The sequence below is a fragment of the Anaerococcus murdochii genome, from assembly GCF_019957155.1.
Classification (GTDB): Bacteria; Bacillota; Clostridia; order Tissierellales; family Peptoniphilaceae; genus Anaerococcus; species Anaerococcus murdochii.
In genome coordinates, this window is the sequence record NZ_JAIPME010000002.1 from 454611 (window position 1) to 478722 (window position 24112).

Sequence of the window (24112 nt, forward strand, 5' to 3'; positions counted from 1 at the left end):
CTAATTGCTTAATAAACTTGTCCTAATTTTTACTACAACCTTTTTTTCATCTGCAGGTTCTTTGACCGCTATTTGTGGTTTATGAACATCTTCTGGGAAGAATACGCTTACACAACCTTCAACAGCGTGAACATATCCTTCATCTTCTACGCTTTCATAGAAGATTAAATCCCTATTTTCAAAGTATTCTTTTACAGAATATGAATCTTTAAGTCTTGTTATTCCGATTTTTTCTTCACCTTTCACTACAAATTGGCAATCGATATATTCCTTGTGACTTTCTGGAGATCTTTTTTCAAGTTTTTCTGTTTTTATTTCATGGACTTGATAAAATATATCTCTTCCTTCCAATTCATATTCACCTGGTCCTATATCTGAGAAATCTGTTTCTTTTAAGAAATCTATCACTTTTATTAGTACAGGGTGAAGACCTTGACTTTTATAGTCGCTGTATACACTTGTAAAAATCATTTTTTCTCCTTTTCACTTAAGTTTTTTAATTCCAAGGCATGAACTAAGTCTACTGCCATTTCAGAGTATGGAGTCTTTACTCCAAATTTTTCTCCCGCTTTAACTATGGCTCCGCTTATTGTATCAACCTCTGTTCTCCTAGCATTTTTAATGTCTGCATAGATAGATGTATAGCCATCAGGATTATTGATACTTACTTCTTTAACTTTTCCGATTTCACTTTCAGTATCAAAGCTTAACCCTTGAGCTCTTCCCACCTCTAGTATTTCTCCTATCAATTTTTGGCAGAGTTTCCAGCTATATTCATTTCTTGCAATATGGCCAATTGAAACTTGGAGTATTCCAGTCAAGACACTTAAGGAAGCGTTTGTAATAATTTTATTCCAAATTAGCTGTTGGATATTTTCCTCTATATTTATCTTAAAGTCAGCGCCTTCAAAGCAAGACTTTAATTCTTCAAAATCAATGGAATTATCTTTAGCATAAGCACCTAAATTTGTCTTACCTTCTCCACCATGTCTGATGAATCCTAGGTCTAGTACAGCCCCATTGTCTTCTGTTGTTCCCAATACGACCCTGTCATCACTTACAAATTTATTTAGAATTTCACCATGACCCGCACCATTTTGAAGTGACATTAATAGGGTTTTATCGCTTATTAAATGTTTGTTTTGCTCTATAGCCACTTCTGAGAAGATGGATTTTACAAAAACAATCATTAAATCAACTGGCTCAAGATTTTTCGTATCATAATAAGCTTGAGGCTTATAATTGTTTTTTTCACCTTTTTCTTCCAAGAAAACACCATCTTTATTTATTTTCTCGACAAGTTCTTTATTAGTATCTATTAGAATTACCTGATTATTTTTTGATAGGTGGCCGGCGTAAATTGATCCCATTGCGCCGGCACCTAATACTGCTATTCTCATTAATTTTCCTACTTAGAAAATTCTGCTAAACCTTCAATAGCATAAGCTCTAATTGAGCATGAATCCAATCCTTTGATTGGCATTGGTGTATATGACATAAAGAATACCTTAGAGTTTAAATGTTCAAGGTTTTTAAGAACTTCCAAGAATACAATATCTTCAGCCATTAGGATATCGTGGAATGGTTTAACATCTTCGTTACAATTTTCGATTGAAACTCCATCGCCAAAGCCTACACATTTAACTTTCTTATCTCTGAACCATTCTGCACTTTCTTTACCAATTAATAATCTTTGGTCTTCTTCAGTGTTTGTTTTTTTGGTAAATGGTGGGAGCTTATATGATGAATCTAGGATGACAATGTCACCTTCTTGGAGCAAACCTTCAGTCGCTCTGTCTAGGTCTTCTCTTGTAATGTGTGTGTATGGTTTTACAGTTTCTTCAAAATCAATGTAGATTGCTCTTCCTAAAAATGTTGTTAGTGGAAGTTCAGAAACATCCTTCCAATCATCATCATGGTGGTAAGGACATTCAACGTGTGTTCCTAAGTGTGAAGTAATATCCATATGTGTATGGTAATCAGGAATTGGACCGCCTGTATTAAATCTGTCTAGAGATAATCTTCTAGTTTCTGTTGCTGGATCTAATTCTTTTGTTAAATCAACTACTCTTAATTTTCCTAATTCATATACTGGTTTCATATTTTTTCTCCTTTTATTTTTATTTTATATATTTTGTTGCGTTATTAAATGAAATATCTTTTACCATTTGACCCAAGTATTCTTCTTTCCATGGGTATTGGCCTTTGGCTACTTTTTCTCCTATGAAGTTGCATAGGATTCTTCTAAAGTATTCGTGTCTTGGGTATGATAGGAAGCTCCTTGAGTCTGTTAGCATTCCTACAAAGTTAGCGAATACTCCTGTTTGGGCGAACATGGTCATTTGTTTTTCCATGCCGTCTAAGTGGTCTGCAAACCACCAAGCTGTTCCTATTTGAATATTTGATATGCCTGTTTCATTTTCCCTGTTAAATGATCCACCAATTGTGGCTAATGGATAGTAATCATTTTCGTTTAGTGAGAATAACAAGATTTTTGGAAGTCCATCGCCTTCTTCAAAATCACTCATTAGGTTGGCTAGGTTTTCTGCCCTTAGTTCGTCATTTACTGCGTCATTTCCAACGTCTGGACCCAGTCTATCAAACAAGGCTTTTGAATTGTCTCTAATTGCTGCTACGTGAATTTCCATTACCCAATCACGTTTTTTATATTCTTTGGCTAGGAAAATTAGAAGGGCTGTTTTATAAGCTTCTTCTTCTAATATTTCGATTTTTTCTCCCCTTATAGCCTTTGCAACTATCTCATCTATTTCTTTTTCATCTTTTTTGATGTATGGGAAATATTTTAGGGCGTGGTCACTTGCAGAGCATTCATTTTCTCCAAAGAAGTCAATCCTTTGTTGAAGGGCTGCCTTTATATCTTTGAAATCTTTGATTTCAATTCCTGCCGTATGGCCAAGGTCTTTTAAGTAATCTTTGAAATCTACTTTTTCAATGTTTAAGGCCTTGTCTGGTCTGAAAGCTGGTTTTACTTTCACATTGAAATCTTCTTCTTTTAATAGTTTGTGGTATTTTAAGTCATCTACCGGATCATTTGTTGTGCATAGGGCCCTTACATTTGATCTTTCTATTAAAGCTCTTGGTTTGAATTCATCTTTTTGAAGAAGTTCATTTGTTTTTTTGTAGATTTCATCTGCTGTTTCTGGATTTAGTTCTTCTTTTATTCCAAAAAAGTTATTAAGTTCTAGGGATGTCCAATGATATAGGGGATTTCCCAATAGTCTTGGTACTACATATGCCCATTTATCAAACTTTTCTTTATCAGTTTTGTTTCCTGTTATATATTCTTCAGAAATACCACAAGCACGCATCACACGCCATTTGTAGTGGTCTCCTCCGAGCCAAACTTGTGTAATTGAATCAAAGTTTTTGTTTTCATAAATTTCCTTTGCTTCTAGGTGGCAATGGAAGTCAAAGATTGGCATATCTTTGGCATATTTATGAAAGAGTGTCTTTGCATATTCGCTTTGTAAAATAAAATCATCGTTGATTAATGCCATATTTCCTCCTATAATGTTACTCCGTCCTTAAAGATTGAAATTTCTCTAAAGTCGTATTTTTCGTTGTTGGTTTCTTTGCCGCTGGCTACTTCTAGTAAGTAGGTTATAAATTCATCTCTTAACTCTTCAAAGCTTAGGCCTTCACTTATTACCCTGCCTGCGTCAAAATCTATCCAATTTGTTTTTTTCTTGGCTAGTTCTGTGTTTGTTGACATTTTAACTGTTGGTACTATCGATCCAAATGGATTGCCCCTGCCTGTTGTGAACACTATTAGGGTACAACCGCTTGCTGCAAGGTTGGTGCAGGATACTTGGTCGTTTCCCGGTCCGTTTAGGAGGTTTAATCCTTTCACATGACTTTGCTCTCCTAGTCCTAGGACATTTTCTACTTCTGAGCTTCCTCCCTTCTGTATGCATCCTAGAGATTTGTCTTCTAGGGTTGAAATTCCACCATCTTTATTACCTGGTGATGGGTTTTCGTATATGTTTTGTCCGTGACTTTTGAAGTATTCTTTGAAATTATTAATCATGCTTACAATATCTTCAAAGGTTTCCTCATCTTTGGCACGGTTCATAAGGAGTTTTTCTGCCCCAAACATTTCTGGAACTTCGGTTAGCATTGTTGTGGCACCGTTTTTTACCAGTTTGTCTGAAGTATATCCGCACAATGGATTTGCTGTTATACCTGAAAATCCATCTGATCCTCCGCACTTAAATCCAACTGTTAATTTAGAAATTGGAAGCGCTTCCTTTTTGAACGTATTTCTATAGGCAACTAGGTCATCAATTAAATCCAGACCTGTTTGGTATTCGTCTTCCACTTCTTGAACAGTTAAGAATTTTACTCTTTTTTCGTTATATGGTTTTATATATTCTTTAAATTCGCTAATTACATTGTTTTCGCAACCCAGGGATACAACTAAGACTCCAGCTGCATTTGGATTTTTGATTAATCCAGCTAGGATATCTCTAGTCATTTCTAGGTCATCGCCTAGTTGTGAACATCCATGGGTGTGGGTTATAGCTTGGAAGGTCACATCTGGATATTTTTTGCTGGCCATTTTTACAAGGTTGTTACAAGTTTGGTTGATACAACCAACTCCTGGCACAATCCAAATTTCATTTCTGATTCCTGCCCTACCATCTTCCCTTAAATAACCTTGGAACTTAAGGCTTTCATCGAGTAAGTCATCTTTTAGACTAACTTCTTTTTTGTCGTAGTCATAAGAAATTATGTCAGAAAGGTTGGTCTTTAAGTTATGAATATGGACCCAGGATCCTTTTTTTATATCTGCTAGGGCATGACCTATTGGCATGCCGTATTTTACTATGTCTTCGCCTTTTTTTATATCTTTTATGGCGAATTTGTGACCTCTTTTTATATCTTCTTTAAGGCTTAGGTCAAATTCCTCGATTTTAAGGTCTTTTTCCAGGTCTCTTACAGCTATGGCCACATTGTCATTGGGATTAATTTTTAAATATGCTTTCATATTTCCTTCATTACCTCCCTTATGGACTTAGCCTTGATTTCTTCGTAGTATTTCTTAACCGCTTCTTTGAAATCTCCAAGTTTGCTTAGGTCGTATCCCCAAATATCAGAATCTAGAACTTGGTCAATATAATTTTCATCCTTTGCTTTTGCTGCGAAAAATTCAAGTAAGTCTTGGTCATCTTTTACTGGATATGTCTTGCCATTTTCGTCTTTTCCGAAGTATCCTTCGCTTGTTTCTTCTATCTCATAAAACCTAATTAATGATGCTAGAGAAAAGGCAAAGTGTTTTGGAGTCTTTCCACTCTCATTGTAGAAATCAACTATGCTTGGTAAGCACCTAGCGTTGAATTTTGAAATTGAGTTTAGGGTTATAGATAAAAGTTTGTGGTCTACGTATGGATTGTTAAACCTTAGGAAAACTTCATTTTTAAATTTAACCAAGTCTTCTTTTGGAAGGTCGATATTTGGAATTACCTCTTGGTCAATCAAATCATTTAGGTAGTTTGCAAATACTTCATCTTCCATAAAGTCCCTTACAATGTCGTGGCCGTGGATAACAGCTGCTGGCACTGTTGAAGTATGACCACCGTTTAGGATTCTTACCTTTCTCTTCTTGTATGGGGCTACATTGTCAGTCCAAATCACATTGCAAGGAAGGTTTTCGAATCCAAAGTCCTTAGCTCTTTCCTTATCACCTTCTATAACCCAAAGGTTAAAGAGTTCTGAAAATACTAGGAGTTTATCTTCGTAGCCATTTTCCTTGAAAAATTCTTGGGCCTCTTCTGGAGAAGGTCTACCAGTTACAATCCTATCTACAAGTGTAGATGTAATGTGATTGGCTTTTTTAAACCATTCTTTGAAGTCATCCCCAAGCCCCCAGTGATCTATGTGTTGGTTTACATATTTTTCTAAATAGTAGCCATTATTGTCAATTAGCTCGACTGGGAAAAATACCAGCCCCTTATCTAAGTCACCATCATATTTTTTGTATCTAAAGTATAAAAGTTGGGCAACTTTGGCTGGGAAAGAATCTTGAACTTGGTCTTCTTTGAAGTCTTCTTCATGATAGGAAATACCAGCCTCTGTAGTGTTTGAAATTACATATTTGAGGTCTTCGCTTTCCACAAATTCTTTGTAAGCCTTAAAATCAGCATATGGGTTAATACCCCTTGAAACTGACTTAATCACCCTATTTTCAATCTTCTTGCCAGTCTCACTATTGCCTCTCATTGAGAGAGTGTAGATGCCGTTTTGTTCGTTAAGCAAATCTACAATACCATTTGCAATAGGTTGGACAATAACTACATCGCCTGGTTTGTTATCCCTTTCATTTGAAAGATCAATCATCCAGTCAACAAAGGCCCTAAGGAAGTTACCCTCCCCGAACTGTAAAATAGTCTCTTTTCTCTTTTCTTTTTTCACAATCTCCGAAATGTTTTCCATTATGTTGTCTCCTTTACTACCAGTTCTGGTTTTATAACATTATCTCTTTTAACTTCTTTATCATTTATCAACTCCAATAGGAGGTCTACAGCAACCTTGGAGTGGTCGTAAATCTTATGGTCGATCGAACTTATTCTTTTTTGTGTATAATCAGTTGTTAGCTGGTTATCAAAACCGATAATTCCAATATCACCAGGCACATCCAAGCCCTTATCTGTGAAAAACTTAAAAAGTTTAATTGCTATATTATCGTTTTCACATTGGATTGCATCAATCCCTTCAGCCTTAATTTTTTTAAGTAAGTCTTCATAAGAATAATCATCCAAGAAAATTTCGATATAAGCATTATCTTTATAATATTTATTTAGGCCTTGTTCATAGCCCTTCTTTTTTTCGTTGAAAGCCCTATTATTCTTACTTCTTGTTATGTAAACGAAGGCTGGTTTTTGGTAATTATTTGACTTTAAATAGGCCAAGGCTTGGTCCATACCATTTTTTTCGTCACAATAAACACTGACAAGATTTTCATTGTAGTTATTTAGCTGAATTATAGGTATTATTTTATTTAACTCTACAGCCTCATCAATAAATTCTTTTTCATTGTAATCAGAACCAATTGTTATAATCCCTTCAACCTGTTGTTGCTTTTGAATCTTTAGATTTTTTATTTTTTCATCAAGATCCCTAGTAGTATTTGATAACAAAGTTCTGTAGCCATATTCCTTAAGCAAATTATCAATCTCATAGCAAGCTTGGGAATGGAAATAATTTCTTATATCAGGAACTAAAAGGCCAATCAATGAAGATTTTTTACTAGCCAAGGATCTGGCAATATTGTTTGGACTATAGTCTGCTTTTTTTATGATTGCCTCAACCTTATCCCTAGTCTTTTGACTGACACTGCCAGAATTATTCATAACTCTAGAGACAGTTGAAATTGAGACATTAGCTTCTTTGGCTATATCATAAATATTTAAATTATCTGTCTTGATATAATCGCCCCCATAAGTTAAATTTCCTAAAATGGAAGCGCTTCCATTTTGTAGAAAAATAAAAACATTTTAGGAGAATTTTTGTTAATTGTTATTAATCATTGGATTTTTCTTTAAGAAAGCGCTTCCCTAATGTTTGATAACAATATATCACATATAAAAACGTTTGTCAAATATTTCTCATATTTATTTATTATAAATATTTAATCCATTGCAATTAAAAGATCTTAGGGTATCTTTTGTTTTCAACATTTAACGTTTTTCTAAGTTTTTTTAAGAAATTTTCTATTTTTCCCTTAAGGCTTAACAAATTTTTTAGATCTTCCCAACAAAAAAACACCAAAACTTTTACTAGCTTTGGCGTTTTGTTATTTTTAATGAAACATCATTCTTCTGTTTCCTGATATTAGGGACCTTACTTGTCTTTCTGTGAAGATTGCGAAGTCGCCTTCCATTGTGTGTTTTAGGGTTGATAGGGCCACTCCAAATTCTAGGGCGTCGTAGATGTCGTTTCCTTTGAATAGCGAGTTTATTAGGCCTGCTGCGAAGGCGTCTCCTCCGCCGATTCTGTCTACTATATCAAATTCGTAGGCACGGGTTTTTATGTATTCGTCCCCACAATATGCTCCTGCTGATAGGGAATTTCTTGATGCTGAGTAGGATGTTCTGATTGTTGATATAGCGTATTCTAGGTCATATTTTTTGTATAAGTCTATTAGCATATTTGCTAAACTTACGTTGTCAAATACTCCCTTAAATGATGAGTGAAGGGTTGGGAGGACTCCTATTAGGATGTCTACGTCGTTTAGGATTGTTTTATAAAAGGCAGCTGCCTCTTCGAGTGGCCAGAGGTTTGCCCTGTAGTTTAGGTCAAAGATGACTTTTACTCCAAATTCCTTGGCTCTTTTTATGGCGTAGGTGGTTAGTTCTCTACCTTCTTCCGATAGGGCGGCTGTGATTCCTGATAGAAAGAATATTTTTGCGTCTTCAAAAATCGCTTGCCAATCATATTCAAAGTATCTAGCCTGGCTCATGGCTGAGTGTTTTCTGTCATAGATTACCTTTGATGCCCTAAGGCCTATGCCGTTTTCTGCAAAGTAGATTCCTATTCTGTCTCCACCTAGGGCTGTATAATCCATATCTATACCGTAGTTTCTTAGGTTGTTTAGGCCTGCATAGCCTATTTCATTATCAGGTAACCTTGTTATATATTTTACTTTTTGTCCAAGGTTGGCTAGGGCTATGGCTACGTTGGCTTCACTGCCTCCATAGATAGGTCTGAAAGATTCAGCCTGGACTAATCTCTCGAAACCCGGTGGAGAGAGTCTTAGGACAAGTTCTCCCATGCATACTATTTTATCTTTCATTTTTTACCTCGATTTTTATAATCAAAACTACCAGCTTAGCTGGTAGTTTGTGCAGCGCCTATAAGGCGCGAATACCGGCACGCCCCTATTGGGGCTCCGAATATTCCATCACATGCACCACTATCCCAACTACTGCTGAAGCAGTTTTTTATTTGTTTTTATTTACTGACTCTCCCGTAAACGGGTCATGGTATTCTTTTATACTTATTTGGTCAGCATAATAATCTTCTTTTAATTGATTTTGTATATATTCTTTTATTTTCTTTTCATTTCTGCCTACAGTATCTACATAGTATCCTCTACACCAAAAATGTCTGTTTCCATATTTATATTTTAAGTTGGCATGTCTATCGAATATTATCAGCGAACTTTTTCCTTTTAAATATCCCATTATTTGTGATATTGAATATTTTGGTGGTATTTCTACCAACATATGGACATGATCTGGGCATAACTCTGCTTCTATTATGTTTACTCCTTTTCTTGAACATAATTCTCGAAGTATGCTTCCTATATCTTTCCTTAGTTGTCTATATATTACTTGTCTTCTATATTTTGGCGCAAAAACTATATGATATTTGCATCTCCAGCTTGTATGTGATAAAGTATTTTTATCCATGATTACCTCCTTGTTTAATTGTGCATGTGACTATCACAATTATACTTTAAGGAGGTTTTCTTGGTGCTTGAAGCTAAAGCTAAATCCCTCCACCTGCATAGCAGGTGGTTTTTTGTTTCGCTCTCTTTCGTTCGCTCAACTCACTAAAGTGGACAAAAAAATAAGCAGGATGAAGACTCACCCTGCTTAAATAGTTATCTATCTTTGTACTCTGCCTGATGTGTCTCCACCAACTAGAACTTCTACTTCTTCTCTAGACATGTGGTTGTAGTCACCTTTGATGGTGTGTTTTAGAGCTGATGCTGCTACACCAAAGTCAAGGGCTGCTGCAGGAGATTTACCGTCTAATAGACCTGTGATTAATCCTGCTGCAAAGCTGTCTCCGCCACCTACTCTGTCTACAATTCTTACGTCGTATTGTGGAGCTTGGTGGAAGTCTTTGCCGTCATAAATTAGGGCTGACCAACCGTTATCGCTTGCTGAGTATGATTCTCTAAGTGATGAAGCGATCATATCGAAACCAAATTCTTCTCTCATTTGTTTGAAGATTTCGTGGTAGGCTTCTACATCTAGCTTGCCGCTTGTTACGTCAAGTCCCTTTGGTGTAAAGCCAAGTGATAGAGATGCGTCTTCTTCATTTCCGATACATACGTCTACATATTGCATAAGGTCTTTCATTACCTTTTGAGCTTCTTCTGGTGTCCAAAGTTTTGCTCTGTAGTTAAGGTCGATAGAAACTTTTGCACCTGCAGCCTTAGCTGCCTTCATAGCTTCTCTTGTGATTTCTGCACCATTTTTAGAAATAGCTGGAGTAATACCTGAAGTGTGGAACCATTTAGCGTTTTTAAAGATTTCTTCAAAGTTAAATTCGCTTGGGTCTGCTTCTGCTATTGCTGAGTTTGATCTATCGTAGATTACCTTTGATGGTCTTGAAGATGCACCTGTTTCTGAATAATAAATACCAACTCTTTCTCCGCCTCTTACGATGTAGTTTGTGTTTACGCCGTATCTTCTAAGTGAGTTTAGGGCTGCTTGGCCGATTTCGTGGCTTGGTAATTTTGTTACATAGTAGGCATCAAAACCATAGTTTGCAAGTGAAACTGCTACGTTTGCTTCTCCACCACCGTAGATTGCGTCAAAGCTTTCTGCTTGGACAAATCTTTCGTATCCTGGTGTGGATAATCTTAACATGATTTCGCCTAGGGTTACTACTTTTTTGCTCATTATTTTCTTACCTCCGCAATTTTTTCTAGATATTCTTTAGCTTTTTTGGTTATTTCTTCACGACTACCTTTAACAAGGTTTGATCCTGCACCTACAGCTACAACGCCTGCATCAAACCAATCTTTGATGTTTTCAAGGCTTACACCGCCTGTTGGCATAATTTGGAAGTGTGGGTATGGTCCGTGGATAGCTTTTACATAAGATGGACCTGCTAGGGAACCTGGGAATAGTTTAATAATATCAACACCATACTTGTATGCTTCAAGCATCTCAGCAGGTGTAACGCATCCTGGCATATATGGAATGTTGTAGATATTACACATTTTTGCTACTTCTTTATCAAAAGATGGGCTAACTACGAATTTTGCCCCATTCATTATTGCAAGTCTTGCTGTTGTTGGATCAAGAACAGTGCCTGCTCCAAGGAGTGTGTCTTCTGGAAGTTCTTTTTGGATTCTTTGGAATACTTCGATAGCATTTGGGATTGTAAAGGTTACCTCAAGAGTATTGATACCTCCATCGATTAGGCCCTTGCAAAATTCTATGGCTTGGTCAGCAGAATTTGCCCTTACAACTGGAACTATTCCAAGTTTTGTGATTTGTTGAATTGTTGTTACTTTGCTCATTTATTACTCCTTTCTAAAATATATGCTAAACATTAAAGCAATTTTTTTCTTTTTCTGATACCATTGTGCGGCAATTTTTTTTAATTTCAAGTGAATGGAAAACATTTTTTGAAAATCCATCAAAAAATATCCCAAGAATTTATCTCAAAAACTTGATAATCAGTACTTTTCGATAAATTTAATCTTAAGGAATTTTTTTGAATTTACTTCCCATACTAAAGCTAAAAACAAATAATTTGTTTAATTATGGTTTCTAGCAGTAGTCTCTTTTTCGATTAATTTCGCTTCTAGGGCAATATTTGTCTGGGCTTCCTCCTGGTTTAAAATCTTAAGGAGGTTATCTATCGCAATTTCAACCTGGTCTGAAATTCTCTGGTCAATCGAAGTTATGGCTTGGTTGGTAAATTCTGTCGCCTCAATATTATCAAAGCCAATAAGGCCAATATCTTCAGGGATTTTTATTCCTTCATTTGCCATCAATTTATAGGCACTTACAGCCAAACTATCAAGCTCAAATTGGATTGAGTCAAATTCTGGATTTTCCTTTAAAAAATCAATCAGTTTTGCCAGGTCCTTTTCAGGGTCTTTTACCTTAAACTCAACAAAATTCGCATCGTCATAGTACTTGTAAAGAGCCTCCACAAAACCAGATTTTTTGCCGATATAAGACCTAGACATATAGCCGGTATCGAGGGAAACATAAAGGGGTTTTTTGTAAGAATTATCCTTCAAAAGCTTAACAGACTGGTCCATCGCCTCGATTTCGTCGATATAAACATTGACAATTTTTTCATTTTCATCGCTAGTCTTAACATTCAAAAGTGCCATGGGAATGATAACCGACATGTTTTTTAATTTTTCATAAAATTTCTTTTCCTCATATGTCGAACCAACGCCAATTATTGCCTCAACCTTGCTTTCAACCAAGATATCAAGATAGGACATCTTTTTATCGTAGCTATTGGTTGTCACACAAAGTAGGTTGGTATAACCGAGCTTGTCAAGCCTCCTTTCAAGTTCATAGGCCGATTGGCTCTCAAAATATCCCCTAATATCAGGAACCATAATCCCAATCATCTGGGTAGAATTTTTCGCCAGACTCCTCGCAATCCTATTGGGCTTATAACCCGACTCCTCAATAATTTCCTCTATAATTTTCCTAGCCTTGTCACTCACATTAGGCGACTTGTTAATAACCCTAGAAACAGTCGCCGTAGAATAACCCGACTTCTTCGCTATATCATAAATATCCATTCTTGCCTCACATCTTATCAATGTCAATAATATCTCAATTATATTATATCACAGAAAACGTTTGACAATAAGTTTTTAATAAGATTTTTGTAAATTACCCATTTTAAAGACCCCAAGTTAATAATCCTTGGGGTCTTTAGAGGGCACTTAGAAAATTTTATTTATTTTTCTTTGCTCCCATCATATTAAATATGATTAGGGCTAAGATTGTGAATGCTGTCAGCATTGTAGCGAGGGCTGCGGCTACTCCGTAGTTTCCTCTTACTACTTCTGTGTAGATAGAAACTGTCATTGTCCTTGTCTTTAAATTTGTAAGGATAATGGATGAAGATAGCTCTGATATCAAGGTTACGTATGATAAAATTGAGCCTGCTACTACTCCCCTCATCATTAGTGGGAGGGTGATTTGTGCGAATGTCTTAAACTTGCTTGCTCCTAGCGAATAAGACGCTTCTTCTAAGGATATTGGGAGGGACTGGAGGGTTGATGTGGCTGACCTTAGAGTATAAGGCAGTCTCCTTATTACGAAGGATACTATTACTATCCACATTGTTCCGCCCAAGACTAGGAAGTTTGATCCCATCATTCCATTTCCAAAACCTGTTAGAAGTGCTATACCTATTACAACTCCTGGGAGGATAAATGGCACCATAGTGAATACGTCTATAGCTGCTGCAAGTTTGCCTTTTATCCTAACTACTATATAGGCTATCAAAACTGATAGGATTATGATAATTATAAGGGCTAGGAGTGGTAAAAGGAGGGTGTTTCTGATTGATGTTCCCATCCTTGCAAAGGCTGTGTGGTAAGATTTTAATGAATATCCGTCAATGAATATCTTGCCTGATGTGTTCTTAAATGATGTCAGAATTAAATAAGCTTGTGGTAGGATTGATAGGCCTACTATAATGTAGACAAATAGGTGGATTAAAACACCCTTTGCTCCTTTAAGCTTAGTCTTTTGGACTGGATTTAAGAAGTTTGACGAATAGGCATTTTTCTCTGATATTTTCTTTTGTATTAGGAAAATTACGCTGGTTACTATTATGGCAATTATGGCTATAGCTGATGCAAAGCCTTGGTTTTGGCCAACTTCACCTACGAATTCATTGTAGATTAATACTGGGAAAGTCCTATATCCTTCACCGATTAGCATTGGGGTACCAAAGTCAGACATACATCTCATGAAGACTAAAAGTCCTCCTGCTAAAAGTGATGGAGTCACAAGAGGTAGGATTATTTTCCTAAATCTCTTAAAACCTGTTACTCCCAAGTTTTCACTTGCTTCCATAAGGGATGCGTCAAGGTTTTCAAAGGCTGCCTTGGCGTATAAAAATACTAATGAATATAGTTGGAAGGTGAATACTAGTAATATTCCAGCAAAACCGTATATATCAGGAATATTTAGGCCAATACCAGCAAAAAAGTTTGTTATTATACCATTTCTACCAAGCAATAAGATCCATGAATAAGCTCCGATAAAAGGTGCTGACATTGATGCTAGGATTATGATTATCTCTAAAACCTTGGCTCCCCTAATCTTATAAAAACTCATAAAATAAGCTATTGGTGTAGCTAAGATAATGGTTGTGGCTGTGGCTATTATTGATAATTTCAAACTGTTTATAATAGTTGAAAAATAGTACTTGTTTGAAAAGAATTCAGTAAAGTTGGCAAGACTTAGGTTTCCTTCTTTGTTGTAAAAAGATTGGATTAAAAGTCTGGTGATTGGATAGATTAGAAAAATCAAAACTCCAGCTAGGATGGCTAGGGTAATTATTTTCCAAAATCCAAATTTATTAGCTTTCGTTTTCATTGAGATTCACATCTCCTTTTTCGTTAAATACGTTAATCTTATCAAGGTTAATCCTTAATTTAGTGTCTGTATTTACCCTGCTGATTTCTTCAAACTTTGATTCTTCCATTATGTTCAAAAGGGTTTTATCCTTAAGTTCTACATTGTAATGCATAGTAGATCCTAAAAAGACTTCATCGTTGATTTTTACTTCCACATCTCCATTTGGATCTAGCCTAAAATCTTCAGGTCTAACTGAAAGTTTAACCCTTTGGCTAGGTTGATTTCCTAGATTGTAGGAGAATTTTTCTCCAGAATCTATGATAATTTCTTTATTATCTGCGTCATAATTTCCACTTAATACATTGTTTGTTCCTATAAATGAAGCTACGAACATATTGTTTGGCTTGTGGTAAATCTTTCTTGGTTTGTCACATTGTTCAATAACTCCATCTTTCATAACAGCAATCCTGTCTGATACTGCCATAGCTTCTTCTTGGTCGTGGGTTACATAAACTGTTGTGATACCAATTTCTTTTTGAATTCTTCTGATTTCTTCTCTAAGGTCTACCCTTAATTTAGCATCTAGGTTACTTAGTGGCTCATCCATTAGTAAAACGTCTGGCTCAATAACTATAGCTCTTGCTAGGGCCACCCTTTGTTGCTGACCACCTGAGAGGTTTTGAGGTTTTCTGTCGGCATATTCTCTGATTTTCATTATATCGAGAATTTTTTCCACTCTCTCGTCCATCTCATCTTTTGGTACTTTTCTTTCTTTAAGGCCAAATTCTATATTGCCCCTAACTGTCATATTTGGGAAGACCGCATAGTTTTGGAATACCATTCCTATGTTTCTCTTGGATGGGTCCATATTGTTAATGAGGGTGTCATTAAAATAAAATTCGCCGCCCTCAATTGAGTTAAAGCCGGCTATCATCCTAAGTAATGTTGTCTTTCCACAGCCTGAAGGCCCAAGGAGGGTGAAGAATTCACCATCCTGGATCTCTAGGTTGACAGATTTTATTACTGTCTTTTCGCCGTATTTTTTAACGGCGTCTTTGATTATAATTTTTGACATCTTAGTTTCCTGCTTCTACAAGAAGGTTTGTAAATCTTTCGATGATTTTTTCTCTGTTTTCATTTACATAGTCATAATCTTCATGCAATTGCTTAATATCTTTGATTGGTTTCATAAAGTCGCTTACTTCTGCGTCTTCTCTGATTGGTCTGTTTGTTGTTTGTGTGCCTAGGATATCTTGAGCTTCTTTAGAGTTTAGGAAGTCCATAAATAGTTTAGCATTGTTTGGGTGTGAGCAGTTCTTGATGATACCTGAACCTGCTGGTAGGAAGATAACTCCTTCTTCCATGTAAACTATGTCGATATTATCTGCACCGTCTTTGATTAGTTGCATAACTGGGTCTTCATAAGAAATACCAACTGCCATTTCGCCGTCTACTACAGTTTTGTAAACTGAAGATGAAGATGATTGGATTTTGCCGTCGATATTTTTGAATAATTTGTCAACATAATCCCAAGCTTCGTCTGATTCATAGCCGCCCATAGCTACTAACATATTTGTTAGGTGTGAGAAAGCTGATGATGAAGATGTTGGGTCACTTGTTGCAATTTTGCCCTTAAGTTCTGGGTTTAATAGGTCTTTGTAGCCTTTGATTTCTATACCATCTGTAAGGTCTTTGTTTACGATAATTACAGAACCATCAAGTGTATAGCTTGTTTTGTAGCCATCTTTGTTTCTGAAGGCTTCTGGAAGTTCGCTATCATGGCTTGAAACGTATTCTTCAAATAAGTCTTTGTTTTCAGAATAGGTTGAGAATGATCCACCAAAGATAACGTCTGCTACTGGAGCTGATGCTTCACCTCTTAATTTGGTGAAAAGTTCGCCTGTACCAGCTTGTTCTAGTTGAACTGTGATACCATATTTTTCTTCAAATGCAGGAATTATTGAGTTAATAAGTCCTTCTGAGTTTGGTGAATAAACAATTAAAGTTTCTTCATCGTCCTTTTTTACTTCTTCAGCAGATTCTTCTACCTTTGTTTCTGCCTTTTCTTCTTTGACATCGTTTTCTTCTTTAGCATTATTTCCGCATCCTGAAGCTAGGATAAGTCCAAATACTGCTAAAATACTGAGTAATTTCTTTTTCATATTTTCCTCCAAATGTTTTCTTACCTATAGTATATCATTTTTGCCCACAAAAAAAGTACACTATTTTACACAATAGGTGTACTTTTTAATCAACTTTGCCTTTTATAGGTCAGATGGCGACATTCCAAGGTATTTTTTAAAAACCCTGGCAAAATATTTTGCAGAAGAATACCCGCACATATAAGCGATTTCTGTAATATTGTAATCGGAATTTTTAAGCAAATCGATAGCCTTATTTATCCTATATCTGTTCAAATATTCGTTAAAAGTGATGTGGACTTCCTTCTTAAACTTCCTATTAAGCATGGATTCAGAATAAGCTAACTCCTTTGATAGGTCTGAGATAGAAATTTTTTCCTCGTAATTGTTTTTTATATAATCAATCATCTCAAGAACAGTGGTATCCTTTATAAGAGGATTTAAGCTAATATCAACAGCATTTTCAAGGTCCGTTTTTTGGGAAATAACATTTCTCTTTTTGTAAATTATCTCCCTAGCATTTATCAGAGCTTCCTTTAGATCATCAAGGCTGATTGGTTTTAGAAGATAGTCTGTAACCCCGTATTTAAGTGCTCTTTGGGCATAGGAAAAATAATCGTAGCCCGAAATAATTATGGCTATATAATCATAATCAAGAGTTTCACTTATCATATCAAGCCCATCTTTTTCGGGCATATTTATATCAGCAATGACAATGTCTGGCTGGTATTTTTTGATAAGATCAACTCCCTCGACTCCATTAGATCCGTCAGCCACAACTACCATGCCCAAAGCATCGTAGTCTATGAAGTGGAGGAGTTTTTTCCTAATTAAATTTTCATCTTCAACTATTAAAACTTTTATCATCTTATAATCCTATCTTTATTTCCACACAAACACCCTCGCTATCATCCACAAAGCCTATCCAAACCTTATCCTTATAAAGCATCCTTAGCCTGTTGTAGGTGTTAATAAGACCGTGGTGCTTCATAGAAATATAATCTTTTTTTGATTCTACTTCCAGATAAGAATTTAGCCTCTCAATCTCTGTTTTTGCGAACTTTTTGCCATTATCACTAATCCTTATCAAAAGATCTTTGTCATTGCGTTTTATTTGTATTTTTAAATCCAAATTCGAAGTAGATTTTCTTGCATACTTCAAACTATTTTCCAAAATTGGCTGGAGGAAAAGTTTAGGGACCAAGACCTCCCCACTTTCCTCGTCCATTTCGATTTGATATTTAAATTTGTCCTCAGATTTGATTTTTTCAATGTCTAAGAACTTGTAAATATAGAAAATATCCTCATCCAGCCTAATAAAGGATAGGTCATTTATGGAATATCTTAGGATTTCATTTAAGCCTTGGATTAGCCTGTCAGATATTTTTGGGTCAATATACATGGTAATTGAAATTAGCTCTAGGGTGTTGTACAAAAAGTGTGGATTGAATTGAGATTCAAGCATCTTAAACTCATTGTACTTGTTGACGTATTTGAGCCTCACGTTTTTATCTAGAAGGATTTTCTTTGAGTCAATTAGCTTATTTATATTTTTTACTATGGAATTTATCTCATCGTCAGTCCTTATGTCGATGCGGTTAAGCTCTCCTTCAGCAACCATATCAATTTCCTCGTTAAGCCTTGCAATTACTGCTGTTGAGTCTTCTATAAAGCCCCTGATAGATACTAGTAAAAAGGCAAGGATTAAAAATCCCCCAAGGAAAATCAAAGAAAGGATATAAATAAATTGGTCGTTTGAAATGGTTCTTTTGACAATGGTGTGGACTTGGTAATCTCCGTAATCCATGGCTTCTTCGATATAGGTTCCCTTATCCAAAAAATCCGGCCTCAGCTTATTTAGCCTATCCAAATTATTTTCAACCAAGGCCAAGTCGTTAAATATCACCCTGCCATAATGATCTGTTATATAAAAGCCACCAGCCTTAAGTCTGATTTTCCTGGAAATATTCCCACCAGGTATATATAAAACTGCCTGGCCATTTTTGTATTTGCCCCTAAGAACGTAGACAAAGTCCTTCCTATCCCTAAAAAAAGTTGTGGAAATTCCGTCCCTATCAAGGCCCATAATGTTTTGGTAGGACATAAAAGATTTGTAATCTCTTTTCTTCTTGCTATAGGAAAAATCATTTCCCTTAGTTGGATAAAAATCAATTTGGTAGTCGATTCCTAGCTCATTTGCCAAACTATAATAAGATTTTACCAAGCTTTGGCTAGCCTTGCCTTTTTCTAAACCAGATTCTATTTCTTTTTCATTTTCCTTAAGGAAATCTTTAAAACTCGTGTCAATTAGGGCAAATTCATTGTAAACGGCATCAAGATTTGTCCTAACTTCCTTGAAATCAACAGCATAATAGATATAGACATAAAGGCCTGAAAGTCCAAGGAGGATTAGGATCAAAAAGCCCAAAACCTTTTTAAAAATCCCCTTATAAATCTTGTGCGAATAAAGCATAATCTTTTACACCACCAGTCCCAAGGCCAGGTAAATAGCCCCACTTGCAAGCATTACCTTTATTGGGTCGTAATCTTTTTTTTGCATGATTATAAAAGCTCCGATAAAAAGACCTAGCATTTTAAAATCAAGGTTTGCTATTGCTACGGCATTTACATCAAAAAGTGCAGTTTTTAGTATATCAAGGCCTGCAATTAGGATCATTACAACAATGGCAGGTCTTAGAAATTTTAAGACATCAGTCATTAAGTCCAGGTCCTTGTATTTTTTATAAAAATATGAAAGGGCCCCAACTATGATCGCCGATGGGAGAATACAGCCCATTGTGGCGGCAAGGCTGCCTGGAAAACCCGCTACTCTTTGGCCTACAAAGGTAGCTGAGTTTAGGGCAATTGGCCCTGGTGTCATCTGGCTTATTGTGATTAGGTCGTTAAATTCTCCCACTGCAAGCCAGCCGTTTTCTACGACTACTTCTTGTTGGATTAGGGCGAGGGCTGCATAGCCTCCGCCAAAAGAGAAGAGTCCGATTTTAAAAAAACTTATAAATAATTTAATTAGCATGGCCCCTCCTTTTTATAAGCGAATTTATTAGGCCAAGTAAGATTAGTCCGCCGATTATATAAACAATGTTGACCTTTAAAAAATATCCCAAAATAAATGCTACAACCATAACTACCGGCACGAATTTTGACTTTTCCTTTAGTAAGTCTTTGGCCATATCATAAGAAACCTTAAAAATCAGGGCGGCAATAGCTGCCTGCATTCCCTTTAAGAAGCTTGCTATATAGTGGTTTGCTATGAAGGCCTCGTAAAACATTGAAATGACAGAAATAATTACAAGGGGTGGGATGGCTGTGCCTAAAATCGCCACAAACATTCCAGGTATTCCTCCTGTTTCATAGCCTACAACTATTGATGCATTTATAGCAACAGCTCCCGGTGCCGACTGGGCAATGGCTGTCATATCAAGCATCTGGTCCTTATCTATCCATTTTAATTTATCTACAAAGGTATCTTTCATCAAAGTCAATATCACATAGCCCCCGCCAAAGGTGAAGGCTGAAAGGTAAAGAGTTGATTTAAAGATTTGCCATAATTTATTTTTCATAAGTCCTCTTTCTACCTATATCTTACTATTTTTTTGGGTATAAGTAAGGTGAGGTGAATATGAAACTAATACTAGCAGTTGACAAAAATTGGGCAATCGGTCTGGACAATAAGATGCTTTATGATTTAAAAAAAGATCTCAAGCATTTTAAGGAAACTACAACCGGTGGCATTGTTATAATGGGAAGAAAGACCTTCGATTCAATGGGTAGGGCACTTCCAAATAGGGAAAATATAATTTTAACTAGGGATGAGGACCTAAAAAGAGATGGGGCCTTGGTTTTTAATGACATTTCTGAAATCCTATCCTATGTAGAAAAATCCCCCAAGGAGGCCTTTGTAATTGGTGGAGCAGAAATTTGTGAGCTTTTCCTGGACAATATTGATGAGGCAATCATCACAAAAATTGATAAGGAAAGCCCAGCAGACACCAAACTCCACAACTTTGATAAGGATTCAGATTTTGAAATCGTCGAAGAAAGCGAACCCATAGATGATGAAGGAAAAAAGATAAAATTTGTAAGATACATAAGAAAGGAAAGAAAATGAAAGATAAAATATTATTTGTAAGTGACCTCTGCCCAGATTGTGCAGGGATTTTAGGAGAAATTGAAGACGGAAGCGAGAAATATAAGGACTACGATGTAGTAAATGTCACCTCTTCCATGCCAAGCCTAAAACTATTTCTAAAATACAGGGACACTCTCCCTGGCTACGAAGAAGTAAGAAAAACCCACAGGGCAGGCGTGCCTTCTGTGGTAATTGGGGAAAATGAGGTGGAGTTTTTATAGTTTGATTTTCATTTCAAATTAATTTTTTATTTGAAATCCAGACGAACTTACAAAGTGGATTCTAAACTCATGGAGTCTTGTAATTTAAAAGACAAACAAAGTCTCAATTTATGAGAATTTTCATCCTTTAAAAGGTCGCAATAGCGATTTAGGATAACTTGATAAAAATCTGACCCGGCAAAAATGAACTGACCCCCAAAAGTTAGACCAAAAACTAACTAAAGGAGGTCAGTTTTTAAATGGCAAAATATAGTACAGAATTCAAAATGAAAGTAGTAAAAGAATATTTAGAATCCAATATCTCATATAGATCTTTATCAGATAAATATTGCATACCATCAGAAAAAGTAATAAAAACCTGGGTAAATACATATAAAACACAAGGCTATGAATGACTAAAAGTAAAAAGAGAAAATACACAATACACTTTGGAATTTAAGTTAAATGTAGTAAACTTGTACTTAACAGGAGAAATGTCCTATCAAAGCCTAGCAAATGAATTAAAGATAAACAATCCATTAATGATAGCAAGATGGGTAATAGACTTTAGAGAAAAAGGCATAGAAGGACTGAAATCTAAAAAGAGAGGAAGACCTTCAAAAATGTCAAAATCCCCAAAAAAATCAAAAGATACTAAAATAGAATCATCAGCACAATTAACCAACGAAGAAGATAATTCCTTAAATGAAGCACAACTAAAAGAAAAAATAAAGAAATTAGAAGAAAAAAACTATTGGCTCCAACTAGAAAATGATGCAATAAAAAAAAAGATAGAATTATCTCAAATGACAGATACAGAAATAAGACAATTGCTGAAACAATTGAAGTCTTAAGAAGTAAATACAAACTAAAAGACTTGTTAAAATACTTTAATATTGCCAAATCAACATACATGTATTAGCAAAAACGATTAAATAAACCAAATAAAGATATAGAGATAGAAAAGAAAATACTAAACATAAGAAAAGACAATCCAAACTATGGCTACAGAAGAATAACAGCCATGTTAAAAAGATCAGGACTAATAATAAACAAAAAGAAAGTACAAAGATTAGTTCAAAAGTTAAAACTTCAAGTAAAAAGTTATTCACGAAAATCTAGAAAATACTCATCCTACAAAGGACAAGTAGGAAAAATATCAGACAACAAAATAAAAAGAAACTTCAAAGTAGAAAAACCATACATAAAAATAACAACAGACACAACAGAATTTAAGTATTTAGAAAAAGATAAAACAGGAACCTACCAAATAAAGAAACTCTATCTAAACCCATACCTAGACATGTACAACAGTGAAATACTAAGCTATGAAATATCAAAACAACCAACAATAGAACCAATCTTGAAAGCCTTAGACAAAGCAATAAAGGTAACTAAAAAAAGTAAAGAAGAAAGAATATTCCACTCAGATCAAGGCTGGGCATATCAAACAAAGAAATATACATCAAGACTTGAAACAAACGGCATCACCCAATCTATGTCAAGAAAAGGCAACTGCTTAGACAACTCACCAATGGAAAACTTCTTTGGAATATTAAAACAAGAAATATATTACGGAAGAAAATTCTATTCATACGAACACTTAAAACAGACAATAGAAGATTTCATAGAATATTACAACGAAGAAAGAATAAAAGAAAAATTAGGATACTTATCACCAATAGAATACAGAAAGAAGAATGCAGCATAAAAATTTCCTACCCCTAGGGGTAGGAAAGAACAAAGAAATACCAGAGCTAGTTTAGTTCTAACTCTGGTATTAGGTCCAACTTTGTGGGGTCACCTTAAAAATGCCGGGTCTTTTTTTGAAATTTTATAGAATTTTATTAATTTTTTCCTTTAATTTCCTTGTATCTTCTTCTACATTTGGGCTATCCATAATAGCTCTTACAACGCAGATCCCGTCTATGCTTGAGCCTTTTAGGATGTCAATGTTGTCGAAATTCAGGCCGCCTATGGCATAGACTTCAATTCCTACATTTTTCTTTATTTCAATTAAGGTTTCCAAGCTTGTCCTTTTGGTTTTGACGTGGGTTTTGGTTTCAAAAATAGCCCCAACCCCTAGATAATTAGCCCCTTGCTTTTCGGCTATTTTAGCAGCTTCCACAGATTTTGCTGTAGCCCCTATAAGGGCTTCTGGTCCTAAAAGTTTTCTGCCAAGCTCTATTGGAATATCGTCCGCACCTAGGTGAACCCCGAGACCCAAAGCCCAGGCAATGTGAGGCTTATCGTCAATTAACATTGGTACCTTGTAGGAATCACAAAGGGCCTTGACTTTTTTGCCCAGATTTAGGATTTCAAGGTCAGTCTTTTCTTTTTCCCTCAGTTGAAGGATATCTACCCCGCCTTTGAGGGCAGATTCGATTCTTTCTAAAAATTCTTCCTCGCTATACTTATCCGAATTTGTAACCATGTATAGTTTTTTCAAAATTTTATCTCCCTTACTTTTGCTTTTTCCCTTATTTCGCAATCACTAATCAGACCGATTTGGTCCATCAAATTTACAAAAAATGTATAAAGACCTTCTGTATCTGCCTTTTCTGCGGCAATTTCCATTACAAGTAGGCCAATAAGGCTAGCCGAAACCGGGTCAGTTACTGCCATAAAAGATGAAATCATTGCTGTGACCATGCAGCCTGTGCCGGTAATTTTGCTTAAGGTCTCAACTCCATTGTCAACTGTGTAAAAAGAATCTTTTGTCACGACCAAGTCGGTTTTACCTGTGACTAATACTGTCGTTTGGTATTTTTTCGCTAGATTTCTTACTTCTCGGGCAATTTCTTCTATATTTTCTTTAGAAATTTCATCAGCTTTACCAACGTCAATTCCTCTGGCATTTGACTTTCCCTTAGCAAGGGCCCTGATTTCTGAACTATTGCCCTTGATCAAATCAAAATGGTACTTACCAAGTAAATCCATTGCAAAATTATAGCGGAGAGTCGATGCTCCAACTCCTACCATATCAATACTTAGAGATATTTTTTTCTCATTTGCAGCCTGAGCTGCCAGATCAATAGCGACCATCCTTTCTGCCGTGATATTTCCTAGATTTATACTTAGGGAATCAACCATTTTTACTATCTCTCCCACCTCTTGAGGATGGGCTGCACAAATTGCCTTGGCTCCCATAAATAAAATAACATTGGCAACCATATTTATAGCGATTGGATGGGTGATGGCATGGACTAGGGGCGATTTTTCCTTTAACCTGTCCCTGGCCTCTAATATTTTTTCTAAATCAAACATTGCCCTTCCTTTCTTTTTTGA

Annotated in this window: 25 protein-coding genes and 1 pseudogene; 5 read left to right on the forward strand and 21 right to left on the reverse strand. The window is 35.8% G+C overall.

What is annotated here, in order from left to right; translation table 11 throughout:
• The 19 genes from K8P03_RS02535 to K8P03_RS02625 all read right to left on the reverse strand — a co-directional run bounded on the left by K8P03_RS02535 (window position 1) and on the right by K8P03_RS02625 (window position 20055).
• Entirely contained in the window at window positions 1-471 is a 471-nt protein-coding gene (locus tag K8P03_RS02535) for a YhcH/YjgK/YiaL family protein (protein ID WP_223418072.1), read from the reverse strand.
• Window positions 468-1400, reverse strand: coding sequence for a ketopantoate reductase family protein (locus tag K8P03_RS02540; RefSeq protein WP_223418073.1), 933 nt, complete (start codon window positions 1398-1400; stop codon window positions 468-470). Before K8P03_RS02540 ends, K8P03_RS02535 begins: the two co-directional genes overlap by 4 nt.
• An 8-nt stretch (window positions 1401-1408) precedes the next feature.
• Complete coding sequence (locus K8P03_RS02545; RefSeq protein WP_223418074.1) at window positions 1409-2101, reverse strand: cyclase family protein; 693 nt, start codon at window positions 2099-2101, stop codon at window positions 1409-1411.
• 19 nt (window positions 2102-2120) lie between these two features.
• Complete coding sequence (gene uxaC, locus K8P03_RS02550; protein WP_223418075.1) at window positions 2121-3518, reverse strand: glucuronate isomerase; 1398 nt, start codon at window positions 3516-3518, stop codon at window positions 2121-2123.
• Window positions 3519-3526: 8 nt separating this feature from the next.
• On the reverse strand, window positions 3527-5008 hold the full coding sequence (locus K8P03_RS02555) for a UxaA family hydrolase (RefSeq protein ID WP_223418076.1): 1482 nt from the start codon (window positions 5006-5008) through the stop codon (window positions 3527-3529).
• Window positions 5005-6453, reverse strand: coding sequence for a tagaturonate reductase (locus K8P03_RS02560; protein ID WP_223418078.1), 1449 nt, complete (start codon window positions 6451-6453; stop codon window positions 5005-5007). The genes K8P03_RS02555 and K8P03_RS02560 overlap by 4 nt, the downstream gene beginning before the upstream one ends.
• The gene (locus tag K8P03_RS02565; protein WP_317847411.1) at window positions 6453-7505 is read right to left on the reverse strand and encodes a LacI family DNA-binding transcriptional regulator; all 1053 of its coding nucleotides are present in this window, start codon (window positions 7503-7505) and stop codon (window positions 6453-6455) included. Before K8P03_RS02565 ends, K8P03_RS02560 begins: the two co-directional genes overlap by 1 nt.
• A 314-nt stretch (window positions 7506-7819) precedes the next feature.
• Window positions 7820-8812 (reverse strand): sugar kinase, encoded by a 993-nt coding sequence (locus tag K8P03_RS02570; RefSeq protein ID WP_223418080.1) that lies wholly within the window; start codon window positions 8810-8812, stop codon window positions 7820-7822.
• A gap of 148 nt (window positions 8813-8960) precedes the next feature.
• Window positions 8961-9431 (reverse strand): IS200/IS605 family transposase, encoded by a 471-nt coding sequence (tnpA, locus tag K8P03_RS02575; RefSeq protein ID WP_223418082.1) that lies wholly within the window; start codon window positions 9429-9431, stop codon window positions 8961-8963.
• A gap of 198 nt (window positions 9432-9629) precedes the next feature.
• Window positions 9630-10655, reverse strand: a complete 1026-nt coding sequence (locus K8P03_RS02580; protein ID WP_223418083.1) for a sugar kinase — start codon at window positions 10653-10655, stop codon at window positions 9630-9632.
• On the reverse strand, window positions 10655-11281 hold the full coding sequence (locus K8P03_RS02585; RefSeq protein WP_223418084.1) for a bifunctional 2-keto-4-hydroxyglutarate aldolase/2-keto-3-deoxy-6-phosphogluconate aldolase: 627 nt from the start codon (window positions 11279-11281) through the stop codon (window positions 10655-10657). The genes K8P03_RS02580 and K8P03_RS02585 overlap by 1 nt, the downstream gene beginning before the upstream one ends.
• Before the next feature lie 240 nt (window positions 11282-11521).
• A complete protein-coding gene (locus tag K8P03_RS02590; RefSeq protein WP_223418085.1) occupies window positions 11522-12535 on the reverse strand; it encodes a LacI family DNA-binding transcriptional regulator in 1014 nt (337 codons plus the stop codon).
• Window positions 12536-12692: 157 nt separating this feature from the next.
• The gene (locus K8P03_RS02595; protein WP_223418086.1) at window positions 12693-14351 is read right to left on the reverse strand and encodes an ABC transporter permease; all 1659 of its coding nucleotides are present in this window, start codon (window positions 14349-14351) and stop codon (window positions 12693-12695) included.
• Window positions 14335-15408, reverse strand: coding sequence for an ABC transporter ATP-binding protein (locus K8P03_RS02600; RefSeq protein ID WP_223418087.1), 1074 nt, complete (start codon window positions 15406-15408; stop codon window positions 14335-14337). The genes K8P03_RS02595 and K8P03_RS02600 overlap by 17 nt, the downstream gene beginning before the upstream one ends.
• Window position 15409: 1 nt before the next feature.
• Window positions 15410-16495, reverse strand: coding sequence for an ABC transporter substrate-binding protein (locus tag K8P03_RS02605; RefSeq protein ID WP_223418089.1), 1086 nt, complete (start codon window positions 16493-16495; stop codon window positions 15410-15412).
• A 102-nt stretch (window positions 16496-16597) separates the two neighbouring features.
• Window positions 16598-17341 (reverse strand): response regulator transcription factor, encoded by a 744-nt coding sequence (locus tag K8P03_RS02610; protein WP_223418091.1) that lies wholly within the window; start codon window positions 17339-17341, stop codon window positions 16598-16600.
• A gap of 1 nt (window position 17342) precedes the next feature.
• Window positions 17343-18947, reverse strand: a complete 1605-nt coding sequence (locus K8P03_RS02615; RefSeq protein ID WP_223418093.1) for a sensor histidine kinase — start codon at window positions 18945-18947, stop codon at window positions 17343-17345.
• 6 nt (window positions 18948-18953) lie between these two features.
• The gene (locus K8P03_RS02620) at window positions 18954-19508 is read right to left on the reverse strand and encodes a chromate transporter (RefSeq protein WP_223418095.1); all 555 of its coding nucleotides are present in this window, start codon (window positions 19506-19508) and stop codon (window positions 18954-18956) included.
• Window positions 19498-20055: a chromate transporter gene (locus tag K8P03_RS02625; protein ID WP_223418097.1), complete on the reverse strand. Its 558-nt coding sequence runs from the start codon at window positions 20053-20055 to the stop codon at window positions 19498-19500. The genes K8P03_RS02620 and K8P03_RS02625 overlap by 11 nt, the downstream gene beginning before the upstream one ends.
• A gap of 59 nt (window positions 20056-20114) precedes the next feature.
• Here K8P03_RS02625 and K8P03_RS02630 point away from each other — a divergent pair, with 59 nt between their 5' ends.
• From K8P03_RS02630 to K8P03_RS02650, 5 genes and pseudogenes are all read left to right on the forward strand, one after another.
• On the forward strand, window positions 20115-20603 hold the full coding sequence (locus K8P03_RS02630; protein WP_223418100.1) for a dihydrofolate reductase: 489 nt from the start codon (window positions 20115-20117) through the stop codon (window positions 20601-20603).
• Window positions 20600-20845 (forward strand): hypothetical protein, encoded by a 246-nt coding sequence (locus tag K8P03_RS02635; RefSeq protein ID WP_223418101.1) that lies wholly within the window; start codon window positions 20600-20602, stop codon window positions 20843-20845. The genes K8P03_RS02630 and K8P03_RS02635 overlap by 4 nt, the downstream gene beginning before the upstream one ends.
• 239 nt (window positions 20846-21084) lie before the next feature.
• Complete coding sequence (locus tag K8P03_RS02640; RefSeq protein WP_223418102.1) at window positions 21085-21240, forward strand: transposase; 156 nt, start codon at window positions 21085-21087, stop codon at window positions 21238-21240.
• 33 nt (window positions 21241-21273) lie between these two features.
• Entirely contained in the window at window positions 21274-21678 is a 405-nt protein-coding gene (locus K8P03_RS02645; RefSeq protein ID WP_223418103.1) for a helix-turn-helix domain-containing protein, read from the forward strand.
• Between the two features lie 92 nt (window positions 21679-21770).
• Window positions 21771-22535 (forward strand): annotated as a pseudogene (locus K8P03_RS02650) (IS3 family transposase); the annotation flags it as partial.
• 123 nt (window positions 22536-22658) lie between these two features.
• Here the strand turns inward: K8P03_RS02650 and thiE are convergent.
• Together thiE and thiM are read right to left on the reverse strand one after the other, a co-directional pair.
• A complete protein-coding gene (gene thiE, locus K8P03_RS02655) occupies window positions 22659-23273 on the reverse strand; it encodes a thiamine phosphate synthase (RefSeq protein ID WP_223418104.1) in 615 nt (204 codons plus the stop codon).
• Complete coding sequence (thiM, locus tag K8P03_RS02660; protein ID WP_223418105.1) at window positions 23270-24091, reverse strand: hydroxyethylthiazole kinase; 822 nt, start codon at window positions 24089-24091, stop codon at window positions 23270-23272. The genes thiE and thiM overlap by 4 nt, the downstream gene beginning before the upstream one ends.
• Window positions 24092-24112 lie beyond the last annotated feature (21 nt).